The organism is Catenuloplanes indicus (assembly GCF_030813715.1).
In the GTDB taxonomy this organism is placed as follows: domain Bacteria; phylum Actinomycetota; class Actinomycetes; order Mycobacteriales; family Micromonosporaceae; genus Catenuloplanes; species Catenuloplanes indicus.
Window position 1 is genome coordinate 7,552,151 of record NZ_JAUSUZ010000001.1, and the last position, 17,214, is coordinate 7,569,364.

The window sequence follows — 17,214 nt, forward strand, 5'->3', positions numbered from 1 at the left end:
CCGGCCGGGTGCCGCGGGGCGCGCCCGTCCGGCGGACACGGTAGGGGATTGTGGACGTACGAGAGCAGGCGCAGGTCGACGCCGAGGCGGACGCGTGGCTGCGGGCGGTGCAGGCCGCGCACGGGCCGATCGTGTACCGGTATCTGTCCGGGGTGACCCTGGGTGACCGTGCCGCTGCGGAGGACATGCTCCAGGAGGTGCTGCTGCGCGCCTGGCGGCACTACCCGACGCTGTCGAAGACGCCGGACACCGTACGCGCCTGGATGTTCGCGGTCGCACGTAACCTGGTCATCGACGCGGGCCGGGCCCGGCGTGCCCGGCCGACCGAGGTCAGCCCGCCCGACCTGACCCAGCTTCCCCAGCCGGGCGACCCGATGGACCGGGTGCTCACCGCCGGTGTCGTCCGTGAGGCGTTGCGGCAGCTCAGCCCGGCGCACCGGGCCGTGCTCATCGAGATCTACTTCGGCGGCGCGCAGGCCTCCGATGTGGCTGATCGGATGGGCGTCCCGGAGGGTACCGTGAAGTCGCGTGCGCACTACGCGCTGCGAGCGCTCCGCGAGGTTCTGCAGCAGATGGAGACCTGAGCGGAGAACATTCCGGCAAACTGCGGATCACGTTTCGGGGCGACCGGCGAGTAATGTCGCCAGGCCGCCCGCGGTGCATTGACAATCCCCTGCGCCGCGCCGAATATGTGGTGGTTCGTGACCCGGATCGTCGGGTGGACAATAGGAGAAGGACGGATGTCGGACAGCCCGGAGGGCCCGCGCAAGCACCGTGCGCGCAGCGGCCTGAGCCCCGCGGGCGGGGTGTTCGGAAACCGGGCGGGGCACCGGCGGTGACGATCGGTCACGCTGGCCGTCCGGTGCTGCCGGCCGGTCCGCGGCGTGGGTCCGCGAGCGCGCTCCGCTGGGTGGCGGACAATCTGGCCGTCGTCGGGCCGGACCCGGGCGACGCCATCGTCTCCATCGCCGGTCTGCTGCCCACCGAGCCCGGCGTGGTCACCGTGGTCGGCCAGCTCGCCGGCCCGGACGACTGGGCCATGATCACCGAGGTGCTGCCCATCGCGGTGCCGCCCGGCGCGGCCGCCCGGCTCGCGGTCTCCGGCGCCGGGATGACCCCGCCGCACGGTCCGCCGCCCGCGGCCCAGCTCGCCCAGCAGCTCGACGCGGACATCTACGCGCCGAACGGGCAGCTTCTGCTGGTCCCCGGCGGCGGCATGTTCGCGCTGGACGGCTGGCGCTGGTTCAGCCCGGACGGCATGGTCCGGCAGGGCGGCCGCCGGTTCCCGCGCCCGCACTGGGAGTCCGAGGTGGACACGATCGCCCGGCACCCGGTCAGCGGCGTGCGGGCGTACGCCGTACCCGCGGGACTGTGGCTCTTCTCGGACGCGCCCGGCGTGCCCGACCCGAGCCTGGACGACCTGGTGCTGGCCATCCCGGCCGACCCGGACCGGGTGACGATCGTGCTCGGCCGCCCCGGCACCCCCGCGCCGGGCGTCGAGGCGGTCATGTCGATGCTGGAGGCGCTCGACCCATCCATGGTCATCGCGCCGTACGGTGACGCGGCCGCCGAGGCGATGCGGCTGGCCACGCTGATCGCGGAGCACTGGGACAGCCCGGTCGAGGTGGCCACCGGCCTGCCGACGCTGGACGGCGAGTTCGAGCTGGTGTCGGTCGCGGTCGACCCGTCCGGCGAGACCTGGTGGACGCCGCCGGTCTCCCGGCTGCGCGTCGCGCCCGGCGTGCCGCCCGCGCCGCTCGGCACCGTCAGCCTCCTCGCCGGCCTGCGGCCCACCGGCACCGGCAGCCACCGGCTGAACGAGCGGTGGGTGGTCGAGGCCACCCAGTTCGGCCTCTGGGTCCGGCCGCCGTACGCCGGGCAGCACGTCGCCGACGTCCGCCGCCGCCCGTGGGACCCGCAGCGCCTCACCGTCCTGGTCGGGCTGCCCGGGCTGCCGCTGCCGGACGACGTACTGCCGATGCTGCACATGCTGCTCAACCGTCTCCCCGCGGACGTGCGCGGCCGGGTCACCTTCGTCCCCGCCGAGCTCAACCACCTGCTCGACACGGACACGGACGATCGTCCCGACGTGGTCCTCGCCGACCAGCGTTCCACCACCCCGCGCTGGTGGCGCCGCGACGACCGGCTCTTCGCGGTGCTGCTCACCGTGGACGGGCCGACCGGCATGGTGCGCACCGACGCCGGTGACGTCGCGCCCGGCGACCTCGGCGAGATCATCGCCACCCACCGCGACCCGGATCCGCGCCCGGTGCTGCTCATCGCGTCCGCACCGATCGCGCCGGACGTGGAGCAGCTGCTCGCCGACCAGCTCCAGTCGTACGTGATCGCCCGCCGCAACGACGGCTGGTGGGCCAGCGCGCCGCACCGGGTCGGGCTGGAACCGCGCGCCGCGGCCCTGCTCCCGTCCGGCTTCCCGTTCACCGAGGCGGAACTGGCGGCCGCGCTGACCCCGGCCCGCCCCGCGGTCCGCCGGCAGCCCGCACGGGCCGCCGACCACGAGCCGCTGCTGTCGCTCGCCCCGGCCCAGGAGCCCGCCGTGGTGGCCCAGCGGCTGCGCGAGGGCCGGTCCGGCGTGCCCACGGTCGTGGTGGCCACCGAGCCGGACTGGCGCCACCCGTTCCGCCTGGACGGACGGCCCGCGACCGCGCTGGAACTGGCCCGCGCCATCGCCGACCACCGGCCCGGCTGGATCGCCGGCCGGGAGACCGTGTGGCTGGAGGCCGGCGAGCTGAGTGAGTCGTCGCTGCGGCTGCTGGCCAACTATCTGGGCACGCCGGTGGGCACGCGGGCCCGCGCGGTCCCGGACGCCCCACCGGCCGCGCACGCGACCGGCTGGTTCGCGGTCCCGCCCCGCGGCGCGGACGGACAGGACCTCACCGGGCCGTACCTCCGCGAGGGCCACCTGGATCAGGAGAGATACGACCATGGAGAGCCCTGACCGCGCGCCCGGTGCCGGCGACGAGACCGCCGCGCCATCCGGCGGCGCCGCGGGAACGCGGGCATCCGGCGGCGCCGGGGCGGCCGATTCGCCCGGCGGTCGCGAGGCCGCCGGGCCGTCCGGCGGTGCTGAGGCCGCCGCGTCACCCGGCAGCGCCGGAGCGGTCATATCGGCCGCCGGCACTGAGGCGCCGATCAGGACCGATGGGCCGGACCGCGGCCCCGGCCGGAACACGCGTCCGGCGGACAGTGGTGGTTTCTCCTCGCCGGTTGCCAGCGGCGGGCATTCCGTGGAGGCCGGTGACCGGCGGCGTCCGGCGGACAGTGGTGGTTTCTCCTCGCCGGTTGCCAGCGGCGGGCATCCCGTGCAGGCCGACGACCGGCGGCCGCCGGTGCAGCGCGCGGTGGCGCTCAGCGGCTTGCCGCCGTACGAGGCCGGTTCGCCCGGCAACCCGCCGCCCGCACCGGCGCCGCTGACCCGCGACCCAGCGCGCGGAGGCGCCCGGGAGAGCCGGCCCGCCGGTTCCGCACCGGATCCGCGACCGGCCTCGGAGATCCCGATGCCGGTCCCCACGTCGGCGCCGATCGCTCCGGACTCACCGGCCGCACCCGGCGGTGTCGCCGCCGGCTCCGGCACCTTCGCGTCCGCTGAGACGTCCGCGTACTCCGGCCCTGGCGGGTTCTCCGGCACCGCCGCGTTCTCCGATGCCGGTGAGGACGATGCGCGGCGCACCCACCCGCCGGTGGCGGAACCGGACGAGCCGCGCCGGTCCGCCGGTGAGCGCTTCCGTCCCTGGCTGGTGCCGCTCGTCCTGGTCGGCGTCATCGCGATCACCGCCGCCGCGATCGGCGGCAACAACCCGAACGGCAACGGCGCCGACGACACCCACATCACGGCGCCGGGCCCGCCGGGCACCGATGTAACGATCATCACGGTCGGCCCGCCGTCCGGCGCACCGAGCGCGGCCCCGTCCGCCGCCGCAGCGCCCGGTGCCACGCCGTCCTCGGCCGCCCCCGGCCCGGCCACCCCGGGCGCCTCCGCCGCGGCGCCCACCATCGCCGGCCCGGCACGTACGCCCGTGGGCGGGGGCGGCGTGACCGGCCGTCCCAACCCCACCGGCGCGAATCTGGCGCTGCGCCGGCCGATCACCGCGTCCAGCGTCGAGTCCGGCACCTGGCCGGCCACCGCCGCGGTCGACGGCGACGAGGCCACCCGGTGGGGCAGCGAGTTCCAGGCCGATCCACAGTGGATACGCGTCGACCTGGGCGAGGTCTGGTCGATCAGCGGCGTCGAGATCGTCTGGGAACGGGCCTTCGCACAGGCCTTCCACGTCGAGGTCTCGGTCGACGGCAGCACCTGGACCCGCGTGCACGACACCACCGCGGGCCACGAGGGCCTGGTGAGCTTCTCCGCCGGGCAGACCGCCGGCCGGTACGTCCGGATCACGGGCACCGCGCGCAGCACCGAATCGGACCACCAGCTGTACGGCTACTCGATCCTGGAGTGGCGCATCCGCTGAATCTCTTCGTACGTGACCGATTCCGCCGTCTGACCGTGCCCGGTCCGGTCCGTCTCCGCCCGCTTGGTAGCCGCCGTTGTCCGAGTGGGTGGAAAGGGGATTACCTTCGCCGGAACGTCGAACTATGCGCGCCTCGCTTCCGTTGTACCGGCGACACCTCCACGAGCGAAGGCGAGCGGGCGCGATGGGCATCATCCGGCATCCGGCAGCACGGTGGTCGCTGGTATGACCGCGGACCGCTGCACCGACGAGGCGGCCCGCACGCTTCTCGGGCTCTACGCGCTCGGCAGGCTCTCCGCCGCCGAGGAGGCGCGCACCGTGGCGCACCTCGAGGAGTGCGCGGCCTGCCGCGCGGAGGTCGCGGAACTCACCCACGTCACGTCCGCGCTCGGGCTGCTGACCGCGGACGACATCGCCGAGATACTGGCCGAGGAGGAGGATCGCCCACCGGCCGTACGCGCGCCCGTCTGCCGCGGCGCCCGCGGCACCCGCGACCGCCGCCCCGGCCGCGCCTCCGTCGGCACGCTCGCCCGCGGCGCCGCACCGGCACCGGACTTCCCGCCCGGCGTCTGATGTCGTCACGCGGCGGGCGGGCGAGCAGGGACCCGCCGGGCTGACGGGTCCGCGACCCCCGTTTTCTGCCGCGGAACCGTCCTGCCTCACACCGGGCGGCGCCGGTCGCCGCGGTGTCCCGCGGTCATCGGCGTCCGGGGCCTAGTTGATCAGGCGGGACGGCCCGCGGTCCGCGATTCCGCAGCAGATCGGAGTAAAAGCCGCATCACCGCAGGTCAGCCGCGGTCCGGAGGGTGGTGGTTCCGGAGGGTTTCCGGAGGGATCAGACGCCCAGATCGGTGAGCACCACGTCGCGTACCTCGATGCGCGTCTCCGAGTTGCCGCCCACCTGGTAGGTCAGCTCGCTGGTCGGGCTGGTCAGTTTCCCGGTGAAGTCGTACGAGTACTGGCGCGGCTGCCCGTCGAGCGTCAGCGACTCCTGGTACGGCTCCGCGTTCTGCTGCACGCGCACGTTCAGCGCCGTGGTGACCTCCGCGGAGGCGGTGAACGTGAGCCGGTAGCGGTGCCCGGACGTCACCATCAGGCAGCCGCGGATGACGATCACGTCCCACGGCTTCATCCCGGCGCTGTCCGGCACGGCCGCGACCCAGTTGTGCGTGTCGAAGCGCTCCAGCCGCACCTCGCTCTTGTTCGACCACCAGGCGTCCCGGTTCGGGCTGCCTGGTGTGTCCGGGAGCGGCTGCTCCAGCAGGTCACCGCCGGCCTCCGGCGCCCGGCCCGGACAGGTGCCCGTGCCCGGCGCCGCACCGGCCACGGCCTGCGGCGGCTCCGGCGCCCCGGTCCCGGTCGTCGCGCCGGCCTCCGGCCCGGATCCCGGGTCGCGCCCGAACGACGCCCACGCCACGGTGCCCGCCACCACGCCCAGCACCGCCACGATCGCGGCGACCAGCAGCAGGAGCCGGCGCGGGCGGCGCACCGGCCGCGGCTCGGCCGCGGTGAACCGGTGGTGGCCCGGCGGCACGTCGAACCCGGGCGGTGCGTCGAACCCGGGCGGCGCGTCGAAGCGGGGCGGCGTGTCGAAGGGGGGCGGCGTGCCGGAGCCGGGTTGCGCGGCGGACGGCGGCTCGTCCACCACCGGCGCCTCCGGAGCGGCGTCGTCCGGCGTGGCCGCTCCGGCCGTACCCTTGCGGCGCAGGGATTTCTGCAGTTCGTAGACGCGGACCATGGTGTCGTGGTGGGTCCGCCACTGTGCGACCGCGGCCGGGCCGCCGCCGCAGATCTCGATGATCGGCACCACCATCCGGTCGAACGACGGCGGCGTCTTCACCGTGCCGGCCAGCACCGCGTAGACCTGCGAGTCGCTCATCGGATGCCGGCCCACCACGTACGACCGGGTCTGCCCCGATGCCCGGACGAAAGCATCCAGCTGCGCGCAGAAGTGCCGTACCGGACTTTCCTGGCTCTCCGTCATGCCGCTCCCTGCGTACGAATATGGCCGACCGACATCGTAGAGCGACACACCTATCGATGTCCCTACCCGGTCACGGTGCGGCGACCTGCCAGAGTGCGCCGACCGGCATCGCCCGCAGGCGCGGTCCGAACGGCAGCGTGGACGTCCCGGTGTAGAGCACGATCCCGGCCACGAAGTCGTCACCGAGCCGCTCCTCGAGGCGCCGCAGACCGCGGAAGTCGTCCGCCCGGACCGTCGACGCGGCCTTCACCTCGATGCCGACCACCTGACCGCGCCGGTTCTCCAGCACCGCGTCGACCTCCACCCGGTCCTGGTCGCGGTAGTGGGACAGCTCCACCGGCTGCTCCGACCAGGTCAGCTGGCGGGCCAGCTCGGAGAGCACGAATCCCTCCAGCAGCCCGCCGAGCGGCGCGCCCGGCCGCAGCAGCGTGTGTGCGTCCATCGCCAGCTGCTGCGCCGCGATACCGGAGTCGACGAAGACCATCTTCGGCGACTGGGTGGCCCGCCGGCCGAGGTTCCTCGACCAGCCGGGGATCTGCTTGATCAGGAAGATCTCGTCGAGCAGCTGCAGGTACCGGTTGATCGTCGGGCGGCTCAGCTCCAGGTCGTTCTCCAGCCCGCGGACGATCGTCGCGGAGCGGGCTGCGAGCAGCCCGATCAGGCGCCGCATCTGCGGCACGCGGTCGATCTCGGCCAGCTGCTGCACGTCCCGGTCGATCAGCGCCCGCACGTAGCTGTCCAGGAACCGGCCGCGCCGCCGTGGATCGGCGCGGGCGACGGCCTCCGGCATTCCGCCGCGGACGATGCGGGCCGCGTAGTCGGCACGGCTGAGGTCCGACTCGTGCCGCAGCTCCGGGCCGAGCGCGAAGATGGCGTCGACGAACCGGTCCGGCGTGCCGTCGATCTCGCCCTGGGAGAACGGCCACAGCTCGACCGTCTCCATCCGGCCGGGCAGCGCGTCCGGCAGGCCGCGCATCCCGAGCAACCGGGACGAGCCGCTGAGCAGGAAGCGGCCGGGTGACGGCTCCGCGTCGACGGTGGCCTTGATCGCCAGCAGCAGCTCCGGCACGCGCTGGATCTCGTCGATCACCATCAGGCCGGGGAACTCCACGAAGCCGACCGGATCGACCGACGCCGCCTCCCGGTCCTGCGGCAGGTCGAGGTCGCGGCGCTGCGAGGCGCGGGCACCGGCGACCACCCTGACCAGCGTGCTCTTGCCCGACTGGCGAGCGCCGTTGACCAGCACCACGCGGGTGTCCGCGAGCGCGTCGTCGACGAGCGCCTGTGCGCGACGTGCGATCAGATCAGACCTGCCCATGTCCCTCTTCCCGCAGCGAACCTCAGGAGATCAGCGTACGCCGGAGCCATCTTGATTTTACAGTTGCGGCACCGTTTACCTTACAGTTGCGGGAAGTCGGGCTTTACGGTTGCGGCGTCTTTGACTTTACGCCTGCGGACTTGGTGGCTTTACAGTTGCAGAGTCAGCCGGGTGGCCGTCGCGGGGTGGCTCGTGACTGTGCGCCCGGCGCGGGCCGGGCCGCGCTCAGAAGAGGTCGTGCGGGTCGATCTGGATGCGCACCGGGTGCGGGGCCTTGCGGGCGCTGCGGACGCCGGCGGCCTCGTGCAGTGCCTTGGCCAGCGCGCCGGCCGCGCCGCGGCGGACCCGGACCAGCATGCGCTCCTGGTCGTCGTCGGCCGGCACCGGGCCGAGCAGTTCCGCGTCGTCCGGCAGGCGGGCGGTGTCGAGCAGGTCGGCGACCGCGTCCGGCTGGCCGGTCAGGCTGGCCATCCGGGACGCGGGCGGGAAGCCCAGTTCGCGGCGTTCGGCCAGTTCGCGGGCGGCGTACCAGGCCGGGTCCCAGCGCAGCAGCGCCTGCACGGCCGGGATGCCGCCGTCCGCGACGACCACCACGCGGCCACCGGCGCGCTGCGGGCGGGCCAGCGCGGCCGCGGTCAGCCAGCGGCGCAGCGCCTCCTCGGCCGCACGCAGGTCGGCGCGGGTGAGCAGCGCCCAGGTGTCCAGCAGCAGCACGGCGCCGTAGCCGCCGTCCGCGACCGGTTCGGCGCCGGGCGTGCAGACCACCACGGCGGGCTCGGCGGGCACCCGGAGCAGCACCTCGTCGCGGCCGGACGTGCGGACCGGCACGCCGGGGAACGCGCGGCCCAGCTCCTCGGCGGTCCGGCGGGCGCCGACGATCGAGGCGCGCAGCCGGTGGCCGCCGCACTCCGGGCAGGTCCAGCCGGCGGCGACCCGGCCGCACCAGCGGCAGCCCGGCACGCCCTGGGACGAGCGCAACTCCAGCGGACCCTGGCAGTGCGCGCAGCGGGCCGGTTCGCGGCAGGTCCCGCACGCCACCGACGGCAGGTAGCCGCGGCGCGGCACCTGCACCAGCACCGGCGCGCCCGCGCGCAGCGCCTCCCGGGCCGCCTGCCAGGCCAGGCTGGGCAGCCGGGCGGTGGCGGCGGCCGGGTCGCGAGCCAGCTGAGGGTCGTCGCCGATCGGGGCCACGTGCGGCGCGCGCGCCCGGATCGCGTCCCGGCTGCCGGTCAACTCGTGCGCCCAGCCGGTCTCGACCAGCTGCTGCGCCTCCGCGGTGCGGGTGAAGCCGCCGGCCAGTACGGCCGCGCCGGTCAGCTGCGCGCGGGTGAGCAGCACCTCGCGCGCGTGCGGGTAGGGTGCGCGCGGCTCCGCGTGCGAGTCGTCGCCGTCGTCCCAGATCACCACCAGGCCCAGGTGGTGCACGGGCGCGAACGCGGCCGCCCGGGTGCCGATCACCACCGGCACGTGGCCGCGCAGCCCGGACAGGAACGCCCGGTAACGCTTCGCCGGGCCGAGCGACGCGGCCAGCGTGGCGTGCCGGCCGGGGCCGAGCGTGCCGGTCAGCGCGGCGTCCAGCCGGTCCAGGTCGCGGGCGTCCGGCACCACCGCGACCACGCCCCGGCCGGCGGCGACGGTGACGGCCGCGGCCTCGGCGATCCGGCGCGGCCAGTCCTCGCCGGGAATCGCGGACCACACCGCCCGCGGCGCGCGCCCCTCACCGAGCGCCTGCAGAAAACCCGGGCCATGGGGGTACGGGGACCAGCCGTCCTGCGCCGCGCGGCCCGCCGCGGACAGTGTTTCAGCCGCCGGCCCGGGTATGGCCCGCTCGTCAGCCGCCGGTTCCGCGGCGGCGGACCCGCTGGCCGCCGGTGCCGCGTCGGGCGGGCCGCCGGGCACCGGCCTGGCCACCGCCGGTTCGCCGACGGCCGGGACCGGCTCCACCGGCGCGCTCGCCGGGTGCTCCGCCTCGGCGGTCGCGCTGTCCGCCCGTACCGTCGGCGGGGTGCCGGGGTTCTGCTCCACGCGGGCGTGGCGGGCCGGGACGGCGAGCCGCAGCACGTCGGCGAGACTGCCCGCGTATCGGTCGGCGACCGCCTTGACCAGCTGCGACACCTCGTCGCTGAGCACCCGTTCCGGGGAGACCAGCTTGTCCAGGAAGCCCAGTTTGCCCTCGTGGGTGGACTCCGCGACGCGTTCCAGCAGCCACCCGTCGACCAGCTGCCCGGCGAACCGGACCCGCACCCGCGTGCCCGGCAGCGCGGTCCCGGCCAGCTCGGCCGGGACCAGGTAGTCGAACGCGCGGTCCAGGTGGGGCAGCGGCACGTCCACACAGACCCGGGCGACAGGCAGCTCCGCGGCGGGCTCCCGGGGCGGTTTCGGCTTCGCGGCACGGGACCGCCCCTTCGTGAGCGGCGGCGCCGCGGCCCGGGACGCGACCGCGCGGGCCGCCGCCGCGCCGCCCCCGACCGCGTCCACGGTCAGGGTCAGCCCGTCCAGCGACAGCTCGGCCGACTCGTCTCCCACCCCCGAATCGTTGCACGAACGGCCCGGGAGTCACGAGCGCCCGGGCAGTCATGAGGGCCCGGGGAGTGAGGTCACGGCCGGGCGGGTATGCGAGGACGACAACGATCACGGCGGATGAGGCGGGTGCACCGGTGACGATCAACGGCCGCGAGGTTCCACGATGGGCACGGATCACGGTGATCGCCGTGCTGGTGGTGGCCGTGCTGGGCATCGGCTCGGTCGCGGTCGCCCGCAGCATGGTCAACCGCGCGGTACCGCAGACCGGCCTGTTGCAGGGCGAGGCCGCAGCCGCGAACGCGGAGACCGGCAACAGCATCGACGGCCCGGTGAACCTGCTGCTGGCCGGCCTGGACGCGCGCGAGGAGGGCTCTCCCGGGCAGACCGGCAGCGTGCTCGCCGACACGATCATCATCCTGCACGTGCCGGCCGGTCACGACCGCGCGTACCTGATCTCGATACCGCGGGACTGGCGGGTGGACATCCCCGCCTACGACCGGACCGGCTTCACCGGCTCGACCGAGAAGATCAATTCCGCGTTCGGGTACGGATACCAGGGCGACGGATCCGAGGTGGAGAAGCGGGCGCGCGGCATGGAGCTGCTGTCCACCACGCTGCACCGGGAGACCGGCATCCGGTTCAACGGCGCCGCGATCATCGACTTCGGCGGCTTCGGCAGCGTGGTGCACGCGCTCGGCGGCGTGGACATGTGCGTCGACGAGCGCGCCGAGTCGATCCACCTGGGCCGGGACGCGAACGGCAAGCTGGTCCAGGGCTGGTACTCCGAGGCGTACGGCATGCAGCTGCCGCCGGGCGCGACGCCGCTGGTCCACGAGGAGGGCTGCCGCCGGATGAACGCGACCGAGGCGCTCGACTACGTCCGGATCCGCAAGAGCCTCAGCGACGGCGACTACGGCCGGCAGCGCCACCAGCAGCAGCTGATCAAGGCGATCGTGGACGAGGCCACCACGACCGGCACGCTGACCGACCTCGGCAGGCTGAACGCGCTGGTCAAGGCGGCCGGGGACACGTTCCTGCTGGACACCGGCGGCATCCCGCTGGCCGATTACGTCTTCACGTTCAAGAACCTGCGCTCCGAGCAGCTCACGCTGATCCGGACGAACGCGGGCGAGCCGAAGACCGAGACCGTCGACGGCGTCGACTACGAGGCGCTGGACGAGACGTCGCTGTCCATGCTCGCCGCCGCGAAGAACGGCACGCTCGGCGAGTTCCTCACCGCCCACCCGGAGTTCCGCGCCACCGAGTGACCGGAAGTCCTCAGCTCGCGGCCGGGTGGGCCGATCGGGGCGTCGACAGAGCCGTCGCCGTACCCGGGAGGCCGTATGCCGCGCACGGCACGCCGCGTCACCGCTGTCGCGCTGACCCTGACGCTCGTGCCGCTGGCGGCACCGGCCACCGGCCCGGCCGGCCCGGCGGCCGCGGCCGTGCTGCCCCGGTGCGGTGACGGCGGTACCCCCGCGGTGGTGGCGCTGCACAACCCGCACTTCTACGTCGACTCGGCCAGCACCGCGCAACTGATGTCCGCCTACGCCGGATACCGGGTCGAGGCCGGTGCGACCGCGCGCTCCCGCCTGTGGCTGCAGCTGAGCGGCTTCACCGGCGGCGTGGTCGGCCTGGCGTCCGGCCAGCCGGCGCACGCGGCGCTTCCCGCGCTGCCCGGCGGCGGCAGCGCCGCGCGGTACCTGCTGCTGACCGCCACCGGCACCACCACGGTCCCGCAGAGTCACACGGTCACGCTGTACGACGGCGCGCCCGCCGCCGGCACGCCGCTGTGCACCCGGGCGTTCACCTACGCGGACGTGACCGACACGATCAAGGCGCTGGCGAACAAGGTGCAGAGCGTGACCGCGTCCACGCCGGCGGCCACCGCGTCGCTCGGCGACGTGGTCACGGTGACCGTGCAGGGCAACACCGGCACGCTCGGCGCCGGCCCGCCGAACGATCCCGGCGTGCTGGCCTACACGCCGAACGCGCTCGCCGGTTTCCCGGCCGGGGCGTGGCGGCTGGAACGCACCGAGCTGACGATCTCCCCGGACGGCACCGCACCTCCGGTCACCTACACCGACCGGCTCTACCTCACCGGCGCCAGCGGCCCCGCCCGCCCGTACACCGCCCGGTACGTGTTCCGGGCGACCGGGCCGAGCGGCACGGCGGCGCCGCTCAAACCGATCCAGTACATCGCCAGCGGCACCCAGGTCAAACACACCGACATCGGGGGTACGGCGCTCGGTGCGCTGCCCGCGGTCTCCGCGACCGCGCCGGTCACGCTCGGCAAGGAGGTCACCGCGCCGGCCGGTGCGATCCTGCCGGCCGGCGGTGGCGTGGCCTCCTACGAGCTCACGCTAAGTAATGCTGCGAACACCGCCGGGCTCGTCGACTGGGTGTCCGACACGCTGCCCGCCGACGCCACCTACCAGCCAGGGAGCCTGCGGATCGCCGGCCGGGCGGCCGCCGACCCGGACCTCGACGGGCGCACGCTCATCGTGCAGGGCCCGATCGGCGTACCGGCCGGTGGCAGCACCACGATGACGTACTCGGTGTTGCTCGGCTCCACCGCCGGGACGCGGACCAACGCGGCGGTCGCGCACTTCGGCACGGTCGTGCTGGACCGCAGCGCGGACGTGACCGCGTCCGCGCCGGCCGGGGCGGACGTGACCGTGCTCGGCGCCGCCGGCCTGAGCGTGCCCGACACGTCCGCCTCGACCACCGCCGGGAACCCGGTCACCGTCACCCCGCTGGACGGCGTCACGGCGCCGTCCGGCCTGCCGCTGCGGATCGTCTCGGCCGGCACCCCGTCGTCCGGTGCGGCCGTGCTCGGCACGGACGGGACGATCACCTACAACCCGGCGCCCGGCGCCTCCGGCACGACGACGTTCACCTACACGGCCACGGACGGGTACAGCACCGGCAGCGCGACCGTCACCGTGGCGGTCAGCCCGGTCGCGGCCGCGGACCTGTACAGCACCGGCAGGAACAGCACGCTCACCGCGAGCACCGGCGTGCTGGCCAACGATGCCTGCACCGGCTGCACGGTCAGCACGACGCCGGTCACCGGCCCACGCCTGAACGGCGCGGCCAGCGGGACGCTGACGCTGTCCGGCGACGGCACGTTCACGTACGTGCCGGCGTCGAATGCCACCGGCGCCGTCACGTTCACCTACCGGGCCACCGACGCGGCCGGGCGCGGCACCGACGGCCAGGTCACCATCAACGTCGCGGACCTCGCGCCGGACTACGCCACCACCGCCTACCAGACCGCGATCAACCCGCTGCCGCTGCAGGCCAACGACCCGGGGTGCAGCAACGCGTGCCGGCCGCAGGCGGGCAGTACACCGATGCTCGGCACGGTCGTCTACCCGACCGGCGGCGGCAGCGTGGTCACCTACACGCCGGGCGCCGGCACGTGGGGACTGGACACGTTCTCCTACGGCGTCACCGGCAACAGCGGCGGCGTCACCACGCCGGTCACCGTGCTGATCGCGCCGCCCGCGGTCACCGGGCAGACCGCGTACGGCACCGAGCTCACCACCGCGCTGCCAGCCGGGGGCTCGTGCGGCCGCTGCGTCTACGCGCCCGGGACCGCGCCCGCACACGGCACGGTCACGGTCGGCGCGGCCACCGGCGTCTCCACCTACCAGCCGGCCGCCGGGTACGCGGGGGCGGACTCCTACACGTACCAGGTGCGCGACCCGGACACCGGCCTGCGCGTCACCGGCACCGTCACGGTCACGGTCGGGCCCCGCGCCGTGGACGACCGCGCGAGCGTGCTGCTCGGCGAGACCGTCACCGGCGACGCGGCCGGCAACGACGCCTGCCCGGCCACCTGCACCCGTACGCTGCTGACCGGCCCGTCGTCGGGCACGCTGACGCTGCACGCGGACGGCACCTTCGACTACAGCCCGGGTGGCGACATCGGTACGTTCACCGCCACATACCGGATCGCCAGCTCGGTCTCCGGGCCGGTGACCGAGGACGGCACCATCGCGCTGACCGTCCGCGGCGCGGTCGACGACACCGCCGGCACCGCGCCCGGGCAGGCGGTCACCGTGGACGTGCGCGCCAACGACCCGTGCACCGCGTGCACGCTCACCGCGGTCACCAGCCCGCCGTCCGGCACGGCCGTGATCAGCGGCGGCGCGGTCGTCTTCACCCCGGTGGCCGGGTTCACCGGGCAGGCCCGGGTGCCGTACACGCTCACCCGTGGTGGCGCCACCACGACCGCGACCGTGGTCGTCACCGTGACGCCGCGCGCGGTCGACGACACGGTCACCACCGTCGACGGGACACCGGTGGAGGTCCTGCCGCTGGCGAACGACCTGTGCGCGGGCTGCACGCTCACGATCACCGGGGCGCCCGCGACCGGCTCCGCAACCGTGGACGGGGACGTGGTCACGTACGCCCCGGCCGGCACGGGCACGGTCACGGTCGGCTACCGCGTCACGGACCCGGCCGGTGCGACCGCGACCGGCACGGTCACCGTCACGGTGATGGCGGCGCCGGACGTGCGGCCGGACAGCGCGAGCACCACCGGTCCCGCGCCCGTGGTCACGGACGTGCTGGCCAACGACGACTGCACCGGGTGCACGATCACGATCACCACCGATCCGGGGTACGGCGCCGCGACCGTCGACGTGCGCGGCCGGGTGCACTACACGGCCGCGCCGCGGTTCAGCGGGGTGGACACCTACCGGTACACCGCGACGCGCCCGGGCACCGGGGCGTACGCGTCCGCCGTCGTGACCGTGACCGTGGCGCCACAGGCGCGGGACGACACCGCGGCGACCCGGATCGGCGTGCCGGTCGCCGTGGACGTGCTGGCCGGCGACGCCTGCACGGACTGCACGATCAGCACGTCGGTCACCGGCGGCGCGGTCACCGCCGGCGGCACCGGCGGGACGGTCACGGTCACGCCGGTCGCCGGGTGGGCCGGTGTCGCGACGGTCGTCTACACCGCGACCGACCCGGTGACCGGGCTGAGCGGCACGGCGACGCTCACGGTCGAGGTCGACGACGCGCGGCCCGACTCCGCGACCGCGGCGCCGGGCGCCGCCGTCACCGGGCTGGACGTGCTGGCCAACGACCACTGCCCGGGCTGCACGGTGACGGCGGTCGGTACCGCGTCGGCCGGAACCGCGTCGTTCCAGGGCGGGACGGTCGGCTGGACGCCACCGGCCGGCTTCGCCGGGATCGCGACGTTCGGGTACACCGCCGCGGGCGGGGCGCACACGGTGTCCAGCACGGTGCGGATCCTGGTCGCGCCCGCACCGGCGGCGATCGCGGTGCCGGCCGGGCGGACCGGCACGGTGACGCCGGTGCCGGCGCCGGACTGCGCGGCGTGCGTGCTCACCGCACTGACCAGCCCGGACCACGGGGACGTGGACGCCGCGAGCGACGGGTTCACCTATACGCCGGAGAGCGGGTACACCGGGGCGGACGCGTTCGAGTACCGGCTGACCGACCGGGTGTCGGGGCGGAGCGTCACGGCGACGGCGACGCTGGACGTGGCGGTGCGGGCGGCGGCGCCGGGCGTGACGGTGACGGCGGAGGCGGCGGGCGGGCCGGTGACCGGCGTGGCCGGGGCGAGCCGCACCTGGGCGTGGGACGTGACGAACAGCGGCGACCAGGTGCTGCGGGCGATCACCGCGGTGGCGGACGACGCGGGGGCGGTCAGCTGCCCGGCGGCGGTGCTGGCGGTGGGCGCCGGGATGCGCTGCACGGCGGTGCGGGCGTTCACCCAGGCGCAGGTCGACGCGGGGGAGGCGAAGGTCCGGCTGACGGTGACGGGGACGCCGGACGCGGGGAGCGTGGTCACCGACGACGACGAGGCCGTGGTGGTGCTGGTCCGCCGGACCCCGCCGTCGGCGAGTCCGTCCGTGAGCCCGCCGGCGGCCTCGCCGACTCCGTCACCGCCGGTGAGCCCCTCACCGGCTGTCTCACCCAGCCCTTCGCCGGCCGCATCACCCAGCGTGTCGCCGAGTGCGTCTCCGGCCACGTCGCCGAGTGCTCTGCCGACCGCGTCGCCGAGTGCTCCGCCGACCGCGTCCCCGACCATCTCGCCGACCGCGTCCCCGACCGCGTCCCCGACCGCGTCCCCGACCGCGTCGCCGTCGCCGGCCGACGGGCCGCCGCCGGTCGGTGACAGCGTGGTCAGCGGCGTGGTCTGGTTCGACCGCAACCAGGACGGCGACCGCGACGACGGCGAGTGGCCACTGCCCGGCGTCCCGGTCCAGCTCCGCGACGCGCCGTCGGTCGCGGCCGCGCTCGCCGCGGTCAGCACGACCGTCGCCGCCACCCCGGCCCGGACCGTCATCACCGGCCCGGACGGCGGCTACCGGTTCGGCGGCCTGCCCGCCGGCGCGTACCGGGTGACCGCGGTCGTCGACGTCGCCGGCTTCGCGTACACCTCGGACAGTGACGGCCGCGCCGACTGGGCCGTCACCGTCCGTACCGGCACGTCCGGCACCGCGATCGCCGAGTTCGCCGGCATCGGCCGCGGCTCGGTGAACGGCACGATCTACAACAGCCTCACCGGCGACCCGATCGGCGGCGCGGACGTGACCTGCCGGTGGGCCGGCCTGGACGACACGCTGCGCACCACGGACGACGTGCTGATGGTGGCGGGCGCCGCCGGATCCGGCCGCTTCGCGCTGAGCCGGCTGCCGTTCGGCACGTACGAGTGCGGAGGTCGCGACCCGCGTACCGGCGCGACCTCCGCCGTCACCCAGGTATCGGTGCTGAGCACCGCCCGCCGGTACGTCCCACTACCGGTGAGCGACGCCCGGCCGCTGCCGGTCACCGGCGACCGGATCGGCACGCTGGTCGCGGCCGGCCTGCTGTTCCTGCTCGCCGGCGCCGCCGTCACCCGCCTCGGCAGCCGCCGGGCGGGGTAG

Annotated in this window: 9 protein-coding genes; 6 read left to right on the forward strand and 3 right to left on the reverse strand. The window is 75.2% G+C overall.

Features of this window, described 5'->3' with window-relative positions:
* The first annotated feature begins 50 nt into the window (after positions 1-50).
* The 4 genes from J2S42_RS33660 (at position 51) to J2S42_RS33675 (ending at position 5,051) form a co-directional block, all read left to right on the forward strand.
* On the forward strand, positions 51-584 hold the full coding sequence (locus J2S42_RS33660) for a sigma-70 family RNA polymerase sigma factor (RefSeq protein WP_307245757.1): 534 nt from the start codon (positions 51-53) through the stop codon (positions 582-584).
* A 251-nt stretch (positions 585-835) separates the two neighbouring features.
* A complete protein-coding gene (locus J2S42_RS33665; RefSeq protein ID WP_307245759.1) occupies positions 836-2,959 on the forward strand; it encodes a hypothetical protein in 2,124 nt (707 codons plus the stop codon).
* Entirely contained in the window at positions 2,946-4,478 is a 1,533-nt protein-coding gene (locus J2S42_RS33670; protein ID WP_307245761.1) for a discoidin domain-containing protein, read from the forward strand. The genes J2S42_RS33665 and J2S42_RS33670 overlap by 14 nt, the downstream gene beginning before the upstream one ends.
* A 225-nt stretch (positions 4,479-4,703) precedes the next feature.
* A complete protein-coding gene (locus tag J2S42_RS33675) occupies positions 4,704-5,051 on the forward strand; it encodes an anti-sigma factor family protein (RefSeq protein ID WP_307245763.1) in 348 nt (115 codons plus the stop codon).
* Between the two features lie 262 nt (positions 5,052-5,313).
* Here the strand turns inward: J2S42_RS33675 and J2S42_RS33680 are convergent, their stop codons facing one another.
* From J2S42_RS33680 to J2S42_RS33690, 3 genes are all read right to left on the reverse strand, one after another.
* Positions 5,314-6,462: a carbohydrate binding domain-containing protein gene (locus J2S42_RS33680; RefSeq protein WP_307245765.1), complete on the reverse strand. Its 1,149-nt coding sequence runs from the start codon at positions 6,460-6,462 to the stop codon at positions 5,314-5,316.
* Positions 6,463-6,532: 70 nt separating this feature from the next.
* Complete coding sequence (locus J2S42_RS33685) at positions 6,533-7,780, reverse strand: ATP-binding protein (RefSeq protein WP_307245768.1); 1,248 nt, start codon at positions 7,778-7,780, stop codon at positions 6,533-6,535.
* Positions 7,781-8,005: 225 nt separating this feature from the next.
* A complete protein-coding gene (locus tag J2S42_RS33690; RefSeq protein WP_307249180.1) occupies positions 8,006-10,111 on the reverse strand; it encodes a primosomal protein N' in 2,106 nt (701 codons plus the stop codon).
* 326 nt (positions 10,112-10,437) lie between these two features.
* Between J2S42_RS33690 and J2S42_RS33695 the strand changes: the two genes are divergently transcribed.
* Together J2S42_RS33695 and J2S42_RS33700 are read left to right on the forward strand one after the other, a co-directional pair.
* Positions 10,438-11,571 (forward strand): LCP family protein, encoded by a 1,134-nt coding sequence (locus J2S42_RS33695; protein ID WP_307245770.1) that lies wholly within the window; start codon positions 10,438-10,440, stop codon positions 11,569-11,571.
* Between the two features lie 75 nt (positions 11,572-11,646).
* A complete protein-coding gene (locus tag J2S42_RS33700; protein ID WP_307245772.1) occupies positions 11,647-17,214 on the forward strand; it encodes a beta strand repeat-containing protein in 5,568 nt (1,855 codons plus the stop codon).